Below are 13,857 nucleotides of genomic sequence, written 5' to 3'. Positions count from 1 at the left end.
CGTGATGGCCCGTCAGTTCGGCGTCAATCGGACGTCGTTTTCTGTGCGGTCGTGAACTCCACGGGCAGGGTGCGCAGTCCGCGCATGATCAGCCCACCACGCCACCGCAAATCGGCAGGATCCGCCGCGAGTTGCAGGTCGGGGAGGCGGCGCAGGAGCGTCGCGAGGGCGGTCTGGCCCTCCAGGCGGGCGAGCGGGGCGCCGAGGCAGTAGTGGATTCCGTGCCCGTATCCGAGGTGCTGGTTGTCGCGGCGCGACAGGTCGAGGGTGTCGGGGTCGTCGAAGCGGGCGGGGTCGCGGTCGGCGGCGGCGAGGACGACGAGGACGGGGTCGCCGGCCGCGATGTCCTGCCCGCCGACGCTGAGCGGCTCGGTGGCGAAGCGCCAGGTGGCGAGCTCGACGGGGCCGTCGAAGCGGAGCAGTTCCTCCACGCCGGTCTCCAGGAGTGCGGTGTCGCCCTCCTGGACCGCCCTCTGCAGGCGCTCGCGCTGCTCGGGGTGGGTGAGCAGGGCGTACATGCCGTTGCCGATGAGGTTGACGGTCGTCTCGAAGCCCGCGAAGAGAAGGATGAAGGCCATCGCGGCCGCCTCGTTCTCGGTGAGGTGCTCGCCGTGGTCGGAGGCGCGGATGAGGCCGGAGATGAGGTCGTCGCCGGGTTCGAGACGCTTCCTGTGGATCAGCTCGGCGAGATAGCCGCGCATCTTCTTCACGGACCGCGCGACGCCGCCTCGCGGGCCTCCGCCGTGGCGGATCATCATGCCCGCCCAGTCGCGGAAGTCGTCCTGGTCCTCGCGCGGGACGCCGAGGAGGTCGCAGATGGCGTAGATGGGGAGGGGGAAGGCGAACTCGTGGATGAGGTCGGCGGTGCCCTCTTCCGCGAACCGGTCGATGAGCTGGTCCGTCAGCTCCTGGACGCGCGGCGCGAATTCCGCGACGCGGCGCGGGGTGAACGCCTTGGAGACGAGGCGCCGCAGGCGGGTGTGGTCCGGCGGGTCGATGTTGAGCAGATGCGTCATGAGGTTGGCGCTGCGCTCACCCGGGATCCCGGTCTTGCTCCTCGCGTGCGCGGGCTCGTCGTGATGGGCGGGATTCTTGCTCAGCCGCTGATCGGCGAGGGCCTGCCGCGCATCCGCGTACCGGGTGACCAGCCAGGCCTCGACCCCGCTGGGCAGCCGCTGCTTGCTGACGGGCTCGTTCTCCCTGAGCCATGCGTAAGCGGGATAGGGGTCGGTGGCGAACTCCCAGGTGAAGAGCTCGGGCCCCTGGGCCTCGGGCGGGGTGGTCTCCGGGGCGTCCGCGGCCGCGGACGGAGCGGTCTTTTCGGTCACTCCTTGACGGTATCCGGCTTCCTCTCCCGGCCGGACCGCAGGTGAGCGAGGGTGGCGGCGGCCCTCTCGTCGCCCTGTTCGGCGGCGCGCGCGAGCCAGTGCTCGGCGCGGTCGACGTGCAGCCGGGCGAGTGCGCTCGCCGCCCAGCGGCCGCCGTCGGCCGCGGCCATCTCCATGTACCGGGCGGCTTCGGCGTACTCGCCGAGCTCCAGGAGGTCCTCGCCGACGGACAGCGCGCTGCCCCGGTCGAGGTCCACCACCCTGCCGTACCAGTGCCTGGCGTCCGCGATGTCCCCCGCGCTGCCGGCGAACTCCCCCAGGGCCCGCATCACGTCGACGTCGCCCGCCTCCGCACGCGCCCGCAGGTCGGACCTGGCCGCCGCCAGCATCGAGCCGTGCTCCGCCGGGCGGTGCTGCTCCACTGCCTTGACCATGGCCCACCAGACGTACTGGTCGGCGGCCGGGAAGTCCGGCGCGCGCAGGGCGTCCGCCACGAGCGTGCCGCAGGCCCGCCACGTCTCCTCCTCCGCTCCCGGCAGGAGCAGTCCGGCGGCGCCCGTCCGGAGCGAGGCGGCCCACGCCAGCGCCTCCGTGTACGTCTCCTCCCTCACCTCGGGCTGCTCCGCGTACTCGTCCGCCACCTTGGTGAGGGCCTCCAGCGGCACCGCCTCGGTGACCCCGTGCCGGGCGAGGTCGATCGCCGCGCGCACCAGGAGGTGGCCGAGCCGCCGTCCGCGCCGCGCCCTGCGCCACTCCTCCCACAGGTCGGGGCCGAGCGCGAGGAACTGCGTGATGCCGAGGTCCCCGCGCCAGCGGACCGCGTCCGTGAGGCGCGCGTCGTCCACCGTCGCGAGGCGTGCCAGCTCCGCCTCGCTCCACTCCGTGGGGACCTCGACGGTCTGGGCGACGCTCAGGGCGCGGGCGGCGGGGTGGTGCCCGAAGCGGTGGCGGTCGTACGCCTCGTCCCGCATCGTCGCCAGGACCAGGACGCGGTCATGGGTGAGCCGGGCGAGGACACCGGGGGTGCCGGGTTCGGCGAGGTGGCCGTCGAGGTCGTCCAGCCACACCACGTGGGTGCCTTCGGCGGCGCGGTCCCGGAGCTGGTCCGGCAGGTCGCGCAGGTCCGTTCCGCCGCCCGTGACGAAGACCCGGGCGTCCTCGGCCACGCTCGCCCGCAGGGCCGCCCACGCCGTCGAGGTCTTCCCCGACAGGGGCCCGCCCGTGACGACGACGAGGCCGCCGTAGTGCGCGGCCTGCCGCAGGAGGACGGACAGCTCGTCGTCACAGTCCCTGGCGACGTAGGGCGGCAGGGCCGTCGTACCGGCGGTCCTGCGGGTGGGGCGCACGCCGAGGCCGAGGCGGCGGAGCTGGTCGATGCGGGGCCAGTTGTCGGCGGGGGCGAGGGGCGGGGACGGGGGCAGCGTGTTGAGGGTGAGGGACTGGATGGTGCTCGCCTGTACGACGGAGCTCTGCGCGCCGCCGGTGACGGAGTTGCGCGCGGCGGGTTCGAGCGGTGCGGCCGGTTCGTCGGCGTTCTCCGTGTTCGTGGTCTGAGCGGTGTACCAGGCGGGGGGCGCGTAGTCGATCGTGTCGGGCCCGGCACTGGCAGCCGGTGGCACGGCACGGCCGGATTCGAGTTCCAGGGCGGCCATGACGAGCCGGAGGCGGCCCTCCCGCGTCCGTCCGCCGGTCCGCAGGCAGTGGAGCAGGACCTCGGCCCAGGCCGTCCCCAGCTGCGCCGGGTCCACGGTCTGCCTCGCCGCGCGCATCCGGTCGACGTCGAGGTCGGTGTCGGCCGCCACGACACGTGAGTGCTGGAAGAACATCACGAACGCGTCCCGAGCCGCCCGCCAGCGGTCCTCGTCCCCCCGCATCGCCGCCACGAGGACGTCGGCCGCCTCGGCGGCCAGCACCTCCAACTCCTCTGCCACACAAGCCCCCACGCTCTCGAACCGCCTGAGGGGGCAACCGTACTAAGCCCCCGAGGCCTCAGCGGAGCGAACCGCGTCCCTGTACGCCCGCGCGGCCACGCGGAGCGCCGCCTCCGGGTCGACTCCCTCCGACTCGGCCCGCAGCGCCAGCGCGAGCAGTTCGTACCCCACGCCCTCCCCCGTCGGCACCGGCACCCCAAGTCCCGCCGTCCGCACCCGGGATGCCAGCTTCGCCGCGAGGGCCAGGGCGGGCTGGCCGAGCGGGATGCCCTCCGTGACCGAGGTGCGCTGCTTCTCCTCCGCCTTCGTGCGGAGCCAGTGCGCCCTCACGTCCTCCGGAGTCCGCGCCGAGTCGTCGCCGAAGACGTGCGGGTGGCGGTGGATGAGCTTCTCGACGATGCCGCCCGCCACGTCGTCGATGGAGAAGGGCTCCTCGTCCTCGGACTCGCCGGTCGCCTCCTCGGCGATCCTCGCGTGGAAGACGACCTGGAGCAGGACGTCGCCGAGCTCCTCGCGCAGCTCCTGCCTGTCGCCCTCCTCGATCGCCTCGACCAGTTCGTACGCCTCCTCGATCGCGTACTTCGCGAGGCCCTTGTGCGTCTGGAGGGAGGACCACGGGCACTCCGCGCGGATCCGGTCCATGACCTGGACCAGGTCGAGCAGGCGCGCGCCCGGCAGGTCGTACGAGGCGGGGAGGAGCTCCAGGTCCGGCATGGCGACGCGGCCCGAGCCGGCGAGCCGGGCCAGGCCGTCGGTGAGGGGGCGGTCGCCCTCGGCGGTCGCGATCACCAGGACCGTACGCCCCCCGGCGCAGGCGTCCACCAGCTCCTGGGCGGTGGGCGCCGCCTGCTCGACGCGCACGCCCGCCTCGCGCAGATACGGCAGCTGGGGGTGGGTGGCGTCGGCGCACAGCACCTCGTCCGCACCGTGCAGCGCCTGCCAGGCGGGCCAGGACAGCAGGCCGGGCGCGACGCGGTGGCTGGTGGTCAGCAGGATGACGCGACCGACGGCCTCCTCGGAGGGGTCGGTGGCGTCGGCCGGGGGCGTGGTCTCGGTGTCGTTCACCCGTCGAACGTAACCCAGCCCACTGACAGCGCCCCGGCCCTCCTACGCCTGCGGGTCCTGCGGCACCGCGCCGGTGCCCTCGGGCTCCCCGGCGTCGCCGACCTCGCGCACCCACGGCGTCTTGCTGTCCGCCCGCTTGTTCTTGTCGACGTCCCACGTGCCGTACCGCGGGTTGAGGTCGATGTCGAGCTTCTTGGAGGCGGCGGAGAGGGACTTCCAGAAGAGCGCCTGGCCCTGGGGGGAGTTCATGTCCGCGCCCAGCTTCTTCGCGAGCTTCTGCGCCTCGATCTCCGTACGCAGGCTGTCGTCGAGGCGGGCGGGGGCGACGCTGTACTGCTGCAGCCAGCCCTGCTCCAGGGCCTTCTCGCCGCCCGCCTGCTGCACCAGGCTCGCCCGCATGGTCTGGATGTCGCGGCGCGTGACGCTCACCCCGGCGTCGGCGGCGGCGCGGTGCAGGACCTTGTCCAGGACCATCGTGTGCAGCGTGCTGCGGGTGAGGCCGCCGGACTTGGCGATGGCCTGCGAGTACTGCGCGTCGTCGGGGATGGCGGCCCGCTGCGCGTCCCGCACCTCGTTCACCCGGCTCTCCAGCTGCGCGACCGTGATGCGGTCGCCGCCGACGACGGCCGCGGCGCCGGGGTGCGCCTTGCTGCCGCAGGCGGTGAGGAGAGGGGCCGCGGCGATCGCGGCGGCGGAGAGGATGAGCGCGGTGCGACGACGGCGGTGCAAGTGAGCCTCCCGTTGGAGATTGTGCAAATCACTGTGGCGCGCAAGCGCCTCCACCTGGGGTGGTGGTCGGGCGACGGGCGGGCGCACAAAGTCTTGCGGTGATCGATGGTAGGCAGTGGCCGTCTTCTCGGCCAGCCATTCGACACCTATTCGACCAACGATTTCCCGGGAGTTGGGGCACCCTCGGCGCCGCCGTACGAGCGCTAGCCGCGCACTTGTCCGAGCCACTGCAGGGTGCGCCGGATCTCCACGGGGAAGGGATGGCCGGGGCCGTGCAGCCGCTCCGCGTCGTGCAGGAGGCGGACCAGGGTGTCGTGGGCGGCGGCCCGGTCGCCGAGGGCGAGCAGCAGGTGGCCGATGCGGCGGCGGATCTCCAGGGGCTGCTGCCGGTCGTCCGTCGCGTAGTGGTTCTCGTAATAAGGGAGCAGCGCGCGGTACTCGGCGAGGGCCGCGGCCGGTTCGCCGAGCTGCTCCAGGCACTGCGCGGCCTCGTAGCGGAACTGGAGCGAGTGCGGGTCGGCCTGGCCGGACTCGGCGGCGCGCTCGTCGGCAAGGCGCCGCAGCTCGGGCAGGGCGCGGCGGTACTGGCCGTCGTCCATGAGCGTGGCGGCGTACTGCTTGCGCAGGGTGCGGACGACGGGCGAGTGCTCGCCGTGCTTGGCGGCGGCGGCCGGCAGGATCGCGCCGAGGATGTCCACGGCCTGGGTGATGCGGCCCTCGCCGAGCAGGCGCTTGACGTCGTCGACGGCGCGGGCGACGTCCTGCTGGGGCGGTGAACTCGGCGGCTGCGACGGCATGTCGGGGGCGGGCGCGGGGGTCGCCGCGCGGTCCGGCCACGGGGCGTGCGGGCGCAGGAAGGGGCGCGTGGGGTCGAGAGGGCGGCCGGAGGGGATGCCGCGGGCGGGCAGCAGCGGCGCCAGTTCCTCGTAGACCTCCTGGGCGCTGGCGTGGCGGTGCTGGGGGTCCTTGGCGAGCAGCCGCAGGACGAGGGACTCCAGGGCTTCGGGCACCTCGGGGCGCAGGCGGCGGACCGGGAGCGGCGGTTCGTAGAGGTGGCGGTGGAGGACGCCGAGGGCGGTGGATCCGGAGAACGGCACGTCGCCGCTGAGGAGTTCGTGCAGCAGGACGCCGAGGGCGTAGAGGTCGGTGTACGGGCCGACGGCGCCGCCCATCGCCTGCTCCGGCGCCATGTAGGCGGGGCTGCCGATCGGCGATCCGGTGTGGGTGAGGCGGGTGGTGTCGGTGTCCATGACCGAGGCGATGCCGAGGTCGAGGACGGAGACCGTGCCGTCCTGCTTGACCATGACGTTCCGCGGCTTGAGGTCGCGGTGCACGATCGGCACGGCGTGCACCGCGGAGAGCACCGCGCACAGCTGGGCGGCGACGGCGACGGCCCACTGCCAGGGGTAGGGGTCGTGCTCGGCGAGGTGGTCGCCGAGGTCCGCGCCGTCGACGTACTGCATGACGAGGAAGAGGGCCCCGTCCTCGGAGGGCTCGCTGCCCGCGTCGTGCACGGTGACCAGGCCCGGATGGTCGACCTGCGCGGTGACGCGGCACTCGCGCACGAAGCGGCGGCGCAGTTCCTCGGCCTCGGCGCCCGCGACCCGGTCGGGACGGAGCAGCTTCACGGCGACGCGGCGGTCCAGGCGCTGGTCGTACGCCGTCCAGACCTGGCCCATGCCGCCCTGGCCGATGAGGGTGGCGAGTTCGTAGCGCCCGGCGACGACGCGGCCGCCCGTCGCCCCCGTCCCCGGCGACGTCCCCGGTGTCACGGTCAGCTGCCGCCTTCCTGCTTGCGCAGATAGTCACTGAGCTCGTCGAGCTCGGCCCGGACCTGGTTGATGCGGGCGGGGGCGGGACGCGTGGGCGGGGGCGGTGTCTGCGCCGTCGGTGGCGTCGGCGGCGGCGCGAACCGGGTCGGCTGGAGGTGGATCGGGTCCTGCGCGGGGGCGGGCTGCTGGGGGTAGCCGTAGGCGGGCTGCGTCTGCGGCGGTACGTGGCCGGTGAACTGCGGCTGCCGGTACGGGCTGAAGTGGCGTATGTCCGCGTACAGGTAATAGGCGAGGGCGGCCATCAGCGTGCAGAGCATGATCACCATGCCCGCGTTGCCGGTGCTCTCGAACTCCTCCTTGCCCGGGTCGACGGCGATCAGCACGAGGGCCGTGACGTCGAGCGCGGCCACGAAGGCGAACAGGGCCCAGTCGAGCGCCCGTCGCGTCACGAACGCGAGCCGGAGCATCGCGGCCCACGCGAGCAGGCCGCAGGTGATCACCGCGAGCACCACGAACAACACGCGCAGCGTCACATGCGTGCCCCCGGAAGGAGGCTGCGGTTGCTGCGGCGCGTAGCCGTGGCCGTGCATGGCTGCTCCTGGTGCCTGATGAACGAACGGATGAGGATTCGAGCGTATAGGCCGACCGCCGCGACCGGTCCCGGGTTGTATCGAACCGTTGTCGTCCGGATCACGCGGAGCCCGGCGGAAGGGTTCCTTCCGTCAGTCCGTCGTGCATGCCGCGCACCAGTCGCTCGCCGAGCAGCGCCGCGTGGCGCAGGGCGTCCTCGAAGGCGGCCAGTTGCCGGAAGCGCTCGCTGTAGCCGCGCTGGCCCGCGAGCGGAAGGCGGGGCAGCTGGAGGCGGCGGACGTCGAGCCGGGCCGAGGTCGACGCGTAGCTGCTCGCCCTGCGGTGGCCCGCGGTGCCGCGCAGGAAGCCCGCGAGGAACCACGGGTCGAGGACGGCGGGGTCGGGGCGCAGCAGGGCGAGGCCGCGCCCCAGGGCCGCGCCCGCGGTGGCCTCGTCGATCACGCGGGCCGCCGCGCCGCCGCCGAGGACGGGGACGACCACGTCGCCGGGCTCGGTGCGTACGGGGGTGTCGTCCGCCGTGCCTTCGTGGGGCGGTCCGGAGGGTGCGCCGCCGGTCAGGACGTCGTGGTCGGTGAGGACGGGCAGGCCGCCGCCCGTCGCGCCGCCGGTGTGCAGGGACAGGGCGCCCGCGCGGGCCAGTTCGCCGACGGTGGTCAGCGGGGCGTGCGGCAGGTCGTCGGCGCCGTCCCGCCCGGCCAGGGGCGGCGTGAGGTCGGCGGCCCTGCGCAGCGCCTCGCCCAGGCCCTCGCGCACGGTCGCGAGCTCCGTCGCGCCGCCGCCCGCGGTGGGCGGCGGAAGGCGGCGCGCGGGCGCCAGGTCGACCTCGTCGTCGAGGAGTTCGAGCACCGGCACGCGGCGGGCGACGCCGGGGCGCTCGTCGAACGTGCCGCGGGTGTCGAAGGCCCGCCAGAGGTCGAGCACGGCGTCCCGCACGGCGGGCCACAGCTGTTTGTCGCGGCCGCCGGCGGCCAGGATCCCCGCGGTCTCCACGAGCAGCAGCTCGGGCGGCGCGGGCCGCGTCGCGGGGGCGGGCCTGCGGAGCACCCAGATGTGCAGGGGCAGGTTGTACGGCGGCGCGACGCCGGCCGGCAGGGCGATGACGGCGCGCAGTGCCCCGCGGCGCAGCAGGTCGGCGCGGATGCGGCGGCCCGAGCGGCGGGACGCGGCGGCGGGCGGCATCAGCAGGACGGCGGTGCCGTCGTCGGTGAGGCGGGCCAACGCGTGCTGGACCCAGGCGAGTTCGGACTCCGCGCGGGCCGGGAAGCCGTACTCCCAGCGGGCGTCGTAGGCCAGTTCGTCGTGGCCCCAGTTGCGCTCGTTGAACGGCGGGTGGCAGAGCACGGCGTCGGCCCTGCGGTCGTCGTAGGCGTCGGCGCGCAGGGTGTCGGCGGCCATGGTGCGCACGGTCGCGTCGGAGTGCAGGGCCAGGCGCAGCGCGGTGAGGGCGGCGAGCTCGGGGGAGCTGTCCTGGCCGTACAGGTACCGGTCGGGGCGCGGCGGGACGGCGCGCAGCAGGGCGCCGGTGCCGCAGGCGGGGTCGAGGACGGTGCGCGCGGGCGCGGCGCCCCCGGCGAGTCCGGCCATCAGCTCGGCGGGGCCCGCCGGGGTGAGCGTGTACTGGCGGGGGTTGGCGTCGGTGTGCCGGCCGAGCAGGAACTCGTACGTCTGCTTCGCGCCCAGCTCGGCCGCGAGCTCGGCGACGCCGCGCAACAGCGGTACGGAGGGCAGGAGTTCGGCGGGTCCGGGGACGCGGACGGCACGCCTTCGCCGTACGCCGAACCGCATCGCGACGACCTCGTCGAGCTCGCCGGGCAGGAGCTGCGCCATCCGCTCGTCGGACACGGCGCTCAGCGCGAGCCAGGCGGGCGGCCTGTCGCGGACCAGGAGCAGGGCGCAGCCCGCGTGGAGCAGGGCGGTGACGGGGCCCGCGGGGTGTCCCGCGAGCTGCTGCCAGACGCGTTCGCGGAGGGGGACCTCGACGAGCTTGCCCCGGGCGCGCAGCCAGCGCTCGACCTCGGCGAGCGCGAAGGACGGGCTGGTCTCGGTGCCGCCGACGGGCCGGGGGAAGTCGCCGTGCCTGCGCCGCCAGTTGCTGACGGCGGCACGGCCGACTCCGGCGAGCCGGGCGATTCCGGCGGCGGTGACCTCGGTGGCGTCGTCCGGCGACGTCATGTGGCGGCTCCCCTCGCGCGCGGACCCTCTCCCGCGCGGACCCTCTCCCGCGCGGTCCCCTCCCGCACGGGTCGTCCCCCCACGCGCGGGCCCGAGCATATCCAGCACGTCCGGCAGATGACTTCACGCGCGTGAACTTGGCGATCATTTTGCTCCGTGTTGACCCGGTTCACACACTCCTGATCTGATGGGGCTCCCGTACGACCTCCCTGGGGATCTCCATGCGTCATCACCTGCGCCCGCGCCGACCCGCGCTCGTCGCGGCCTGTCTCGCCACCGCCGCGGCCGTCGGGCTCACCGCCTGCGGCACCGAGAGTGCGGGCTCCGGCAAGGCGGGCTCCGGCAAGGCGGGTTCCGTGGGGTCGGCCGACCCCACGAAGCGGGCCGACGAGCCGAAGGGCCCCTTCGCCGGCATGACCGGCGACGAGATCATCGACGAGGCCTTCGACGCGACGACCGACGCCGAGTCGGCCCGCGTCTCGGGCAGGCTCACGGACGAGGGAGCCGGCCGGATGAAGGTGAACCTGGCGATGGACACCTCGGGCCGGTGCGCGGGCAACCTGGCCGTGGACGGCGAGGGCTCGTTCGACCTGAGGGTCCCCGGTGACGACTTCGTCTACGTGAAGTACGACGAGGAGATGCTGCGCACCCTGGGCAAGGACGAGTCCCCGGCCGTGGCACGGAGGTTGGTGGACACGTTCTCGGGCAGTTGGGCCCGGATGGAGGGCTCGGACAGCGACGCCGAGGACCTCGCCGCCATGTGCGAGCTCGACGACCTGCTCGACACCATCGACGAGATCGACTCCGGCGCCCGCAGAGGCCCGACGACCACCGTCGACGGCGTCCCCGCGCTCAAGATCTCCGCGCGCTCCGGCCCGGACGACTGCACGATCTACGTCGCGACGGAAGGCAAGCCGTATCTGCTGAAGATCGTCAACAAGAAAGCCACGGAGCCGGAGTACGTGACGTTCACCGACTACGACAAGCCCGTTTCCACGACGCCCCCCATCGGCGATGTCGTCGACATGAAGTAGCCCTGCGGTCGGCCGCAGGTCACAACACGTGCCGCACCCACACGTTCGGCTCGACATACACCGCGTACCCGCGGGCGAGCTCGCAGTGGACCGGCACCAGCGCGCCCGGCACCTCGACGAAGCCCTCCCGGTCGAAGGGAAGCCCCGTCCACTCGCGCCACTGCGCGGTCGAGCCGGACACCGTCATGGAGGCGTGCGCGACCTTCTCGATCACGCCGCCCGCCCGGACGTGCACCCGCAGCCACGGGTCGTGGGGCAGGCCGTCCCCGCGGGTGCGGAACGCGTACTCGTCGATCCGCGCGGCCGGTTCGAGGTGCTTGGCGTTGGGGCGCACGGGCGCGACGACCTCGGCGAAGCCGCGGGCGCGGGCGTTCTCCCGCATGGCCGCGAGCATCCGCCCGGAGACGCCCTTGCCGCGCGCCGCCTCGTCGACGGTGATCTCGATGGCGCTGACCGTGTCCGCCTCCTTGCCGTGCCGCAGGTCGGAGAAGGCCCACAGCAGGACCTGGTCCCAGCCGCCGTCGGGCAGTTCGCCGCCGCGGCCCCGCAGGGCGAGGGGCACGCTGAGGGCACGGGCGACGACCTTGCCCCCGGCGTCCTCGTCGGTGGCGACGAGGACGTACTCGGGGAGGTCCGCGACGATCTGTCCGATCAGCGACCAGCCCACGGGGTCGTGGAGGATGAACTCGGGCCAGTCCTCGGCGAGGTGCCAGAGCGGTTCTGCGAGTTCCGGCCGCTCGGCCAAGGTAGTGATCTGCAGGTCCATGTTCCGCACGGTATGCGCTGCGATGAGGAACAGGTATCTATTTACGTGCGGGTTCGTCGTGGCTGGTCGCGCAGTTCCCCGCGCCCCCAAGGGCCCCTTGGGGGTGGTTCAGCGCGCGTGGAAGCGCGGCGGAGCCATGGTCGGAGCCGACCCCGACGGGAGCTTCTCGTCCGGGCACGCGTTCAGCACCTTCTTCATCGCGTCCCGCTCCGCCCCCGTCACCCACACCCCGTACTTCTTCTTCACCGCGACCTGTCCGGCCACATACGTGCAGCGGTACGCCTTGTTCGGCGGCAGCCAGGTCGCCGTGTCGCCGTCGCCCTTGCTGCGGTTGGGGCGCGCGTCGACCGCGAGGAGGTTGAGCGGGTCGTTGGCGAAGGCGATGCGCTTGCTCGGCTCCCACTGGAAGGCGCCCTTCTGCCAGGCGTCCGAGAGGGCGACGAGGTGGTCGATGTCGACCTGGCTGCGGCCGCGCCGGAACGTCACGTCCTTGCCGCTGTAGGGGTCGGGGGCGAGCGTCCCGGAGGCGACCCTGCAGTCGCCGCCCTGGAACCTGACGTCCTCGAGGTCCCGCTTGAGGATGTCGTCCCGGGTGGGGCAGCCGTTGGAGTCCGTGTCGGCCCAGGCGCTGCCGAACCGGCCGCGGTCGTAACCGGTCTTGGGCGCGCGGCCCTTGACGGTGAGCGTGTCGACGGCGGCGAGCGCGGAGCCCGCCTTGGCGTCGGGGCCGCCGGCGCCGCTCTCCGCCTTGTCCTTCGTGCCGAACTCGCAGCCGGTCAGGAGCGCGGGGACGGCGACCAGGGCGAGCAGGGCCGCGGTGGCACGTGAGGTGGCGCGACGGTTCACCGGGCGACCACCGTGTCGCCGAGGGCGAGCGGCGCGGGCGTCACGATCTCCGTGTGGATCCCGATGCACATGCCGCGGGCGGCGGTGAGGGTCTTCAGGACGCGGTTGTCCACGGGGAGGCCGGGCTGGGCCTGGGTGACCATGACGCAGCGCTTGACCCGCTTGACGGCGCGCAGGCGCAGGGCCCCGCCCCCCTCGCCGGAGCCGCCGAGGACGATCTCGCGGCCGACCCAGCTCTCCTCGATCCACGGTTCGTCGGTCTCCACGACGATGTTCTTGCGCAGCCGCCGTACGTCGACGGGGTCGGCGTCACCGAGCAGGTCGCCGAGCGCGCGGAGCGAGGCGGTGCCGATGACGGAGACGTCGGAGACGTCCTTGTGGCTCTCCTCGCCCGCGCGGACCAACTCGGCGCCCTCGCCGAAGCGTTCGGGGATGCGTGGATCGCCGGGGCGCAGCGTCGCGCCGTCCGGCGCGGTGACGACGGGCAGGCCGTCCCCGTCGTACGTCGCGTGGTGTTCGAGGAGTCCGGGGACGCGGCGGAAGCGGGCGTGGTTCTTGCCGCTGGCCAGCTTGCCGTCGGGGAACCGCAGGGCCCACAGCCGGTCGCCGACGACGCCGGTCCCGTCGAACTCCAGCCGGTCGTGCTCCTCACCGAGCATCGACTTCACCGGAAAACGGTTCAGACCCACGACCTTGAGCGGCACGGCGCTCTCCCTCCCCTGGGCGGACTCTCGCGGCCACCACCGTAGCGACCAAGTGGTCCAGACCATATCTCGCCCCAGCGAGCAAAACGGAAAGACCGGACGTATCGTCGATCGTGAGTCCCCCTCCCCCGCCCGCAAGGAGCTCTCCGCATGGGCATCTTCGACAGGTTCAAGGACCAGGCCAAGGACAAGGCCAAGGACATCTCGAACGCCGCGGAAGAAGAGATCAACGAGAAGACCGGCGACAAGTACGCGGACAAGGTCGACAAGGCCCAGCAGCAGGCACACGAACGCCTGGGCCTCGGCGAGGACAAGCCGGAGGACCAGCAGCCGTCCTGATCCCGGGCGCACCGTCGATCACCCCAGGAGCAGCTCCCTTACTCCTGGGGTAATCGACCGCTCTCCCCCGGTCCGGCACGCTCGTGCACATCGAGCAGGGCCCGCCCCGGGCCGACCGCCGAAGGAGAGCACCATGACCACCGAAACGCCTGCCGCCACGACCGCTTCCGCCGCCGAGGCGACCCGCGCCGCAGTCCAGGAGTTCCTGTCCGCCCGGCTGGCCGGGGACACCGCGCGCATGACCGAGATCTTCGCCGACGAGGTCGACTGGCTGCTCGCCGAGAACCCCGTCGTCCCGTGGATCCGGCCGCGCTCCACCGGCGCCGAATGCGCCGCCCAGGCCGCGGAGATGGCCGAGCACACGGTCGCCGAGGACTCCGGCGCCACGGTCGACACCTTCCTCGTCGACGGCACCGACGCCGTCCTGATGGGCCGCCTCTGGGGAACCGTCCGCGCCACGGGCAAGTCCTTCGAGGGCCCCTTCGCCCTGCGCCTGACCGTCGAGGACGGCCGCATCACCCGCCACCACCTCTACGAGAACAGCCTCTCGATCGCGGCGGCGTGCACCCCCTGAGGTCCG

At 73.5% G+C, this 13,857-nt stretch carries 13 protein-coding genes; 3 read left to right on the top strand and 10 right to left on the bottom strand.

Going from position 1 to position 13,857, the window contains the following annotated elements; translation table 11 throughout:
• Positions 1-23 precede the first annotated feature (23 nt).
• From ACZ4D5_RS31965 to ACZ4D5_RS31935, 7 genes are all read right to left on the bottom strand, one after another.
• Positions 24-1,328, bottom strand: coding sequence for a cytochrome P450 family protein (locus ACZ4D5_RS31965; protein ID WP_467775937.1), 1,305 nt, complete (start codon positions 1,326-1,328; stop codon positions 24-26).
• Positions 1,325-3,259, bottom strand: a complete 1,935-nt coding sequence (locus tag ACZ4D5_RS31960; protein WP_467775936.1) for a sel1 repeat family protein — start codon at positions 3,257-3,259, stop codon at positions 1,325-1,327. Before ACZ4D5_RS31960 ends, ACZ4D5_RS31965 begins: the two co-directional genes overlap by 4 nt.
• A gap of 42 nt (positions 3,260-3,301) precedes the next feature.
• Positions 3,302-4,324 carry a nucleoside triphosphate pyrophosphohydrolase gene (locus ACZ4D5_RS31955; protein WP_467775935.1) on the bottom strand — a complete coding sequence of 341 codons (1,023 nt, stop codon included), beginning with the start codon at positions 4,322-4,324 and terminating at the stop codon, positions 3,302-3,304.
• A gap of 42 nt (positions 4,325-4,366) precedes the next feature.
• Positions 4,367-5,053, bottom strand: coding sequence for a SurA N-terminal domain-containing protein (locus ACZ4D5_RS31950; protein ID WP_467775934.1), 687 nt, complete (start codon positions 5,051-5,053; stop codon positions 4,367-4,369).
• Between the two features lie 203 nt (positions 5,054-5,256).
• The gene (locus tag ACZ4D5_RS31945; RefSeq protein ID WP_467775933.1) at positions 5,257-6,825 is read right to left on the bottom strand and encodes a protein kinase domain-containing protein; all 1,569 of its coding nucleotides are present in this window, start codon (positions 6,823-6,825) and stop codon (positions 5,257-5,259) included.
• A gap of 2 nt (positions 6,826-6,827) precedes the next feature.
• Positions 6,828-7,415, bottom strand: coding sequence for a hypothetical protein (locus tag ACZ4D5_RS31940; protein ID WP_467775932.1), 588 nt, complete (start codon positions 7,413-7,415; stop codon positions 6,828-6,830).
• 100 nt (positions 7,416-7,515) lie between these two features.
• Positions 7,516-9,588 (bottom strand): N-6 DNA methylase, encoded by a 2,073-nt coding sequence (locus ACZ4D5_RS31935; protein WP_467775931.1) that lies wholly within the window; start codon positions 9,586-9,588, stop codon positions 7,516-7,518.
• Between the two features lie 221 nt (positions 9,589-9,809).
• Here ACZ4D5_RS31935 and ACZ4D5_RS31930 point away from each other — a divergent pair, with 221 nt between their 5' ends.
• Positions 9,810-10,622 (top strand): hypothetical protein, encoded by an 813-nt coding sequence (locus ACZ4D5_RS31930; protein ID WP_467775930.1) that lies wholly within the window; start codon positions 9,810-9,812, stop codon positions 10,620-10,622.
• Positions 10,623-10,641: 19 nt separating this feature from the next.
• On the opposite strand, the gene ACZ4D5_RS31925 is transcribed toward ACZ4D5_RS31930, so the two are convergent.
• The 3 genes from ACZ4D5_RS31925 to ACZ4D5_RS31915 form a co-directional block, all read right to left on the bottom strand.
• Positions 10,642-11,388: an N-acetyltransferase gene (locus ACZ4D5_RS31925; protein WP_467775929.1), complete on the bottom strand. Its 747-nt coding sequence runs from the start codon at positions 11,386-11,388 to the stop codon at positions 10,642-10,644.
• Positions 11,389-11,496: 108 nt separating this feature from the next.
• Positions 11,497-12,234 carry an HNH endonuclease family protein gene (locus ACZ4D5_RS31920; RefSeq protein ID WP_467775928.1) on the bottom strand — a complete coding sequence of 246 codons (738 nt, stop codon included), beginning with the start codon at positions 12,232-12,234 and terminating at the stop codon, positions 11,497-11,499.
• Complete coding sequence (locus ACZ4D5_RS31915) at positions 12,231-12,938, bottom strand: MOSC domain-containing protein (RefSeq protein WP_467775927.1); 708 nt, start codon at positions 12,936-12,938, stop codon at positions 12,231-12,233. The genes ACZ4D5_RS31920 and ACZ4D5_RS31915 overlap by 4 nt, the downstream gene beginning before the upstream one ends.
• Before the next feature lie 150 nt (positions 12,939-13,088).
• Here ACZ4D5_RS31915 and ACZ4D5_RS31910 point away from each other — a divergent pair, with 150 nt between their 5' ends.
• Positions 13,089-13,277 carry an antitoxin gene (locus ACZ4D5_RS31910; RefSeq protein WP_467775926.1) on the top strand — a complete coding sequence of 63 codons (189 nt, stop codon included), beginning with the start codon at positions 13,089-13,091 and terminating at the stop codon, positions 13,275-13,277.
• Positions 13,278-13,410: 133 nt separating this feature from the next.
• Positions 13,411-13,851 (top strand): nuclear transport factor 2 family protein, encoded by a 441-nt coding sequence (locus ACZ4D5_RS31905; RefSeq protein WP_467775925.1) that lies wholly within the window; start codon positions 13,411-13,413, stop codon positions 13,849-13,851.
• Positions 13,852-13,857: the final 6 nt, after the last annotated feature.

The organism is Streptomyces sp. NPDC025651, assembly GCF_055558735.1.
This window is presented reverse-complemented; position numbering and strand designations above follow the sequence as displayed.

Bases quoted from the DNA above. Each gene is read 5' to 3' on its own strand.
- ACZ4D5_RS31940 (WP_467775932.1), bottom strand. From the start codon at position 7,415: ATGCACGGCCACGGCTACGCGCCGCAGCAACCGCAGCCTCCTTCCGGG.
- ACZ4D5_RS31935 (WP_467775931.1), bottom strand. From the start codon at position 9,588: ATGACGTCGCCGGACGACGCCACCGAGGTCACCGCCGCCGGAATCGCC.
- ACZ4D5_RS31930 (WP_467775930.1), top strand. From the start codon at position 9,810: ATGCGTCATCACCTGCGCCCGCGCCGACCCGCGCTCGTCGCGGCCTGT.
- ACZ4D5_RS31925 (WP_467775929.1), bottom strand. From the start codon at position 11,388: ATGGACCTGCAGATCACTACCTTGGCCGAGCGGCCGGAACTCGCAGAA.
- ACZ4D5_RS31910 (WP_467775926.1), top strand. From the start codon at position 13,089: ATGGGCATCTTCGACAGGTTCAAGGACCAGGCCAAGGACAAGGCCAAG.
- ACZ4D5_RS31905 (WP_467775925.1), top strand. From the start codon at position 13,411: ATGACCACCGAAACGCCTGCCGCCACGACCGCTTCCGCCGCCGAGGCG.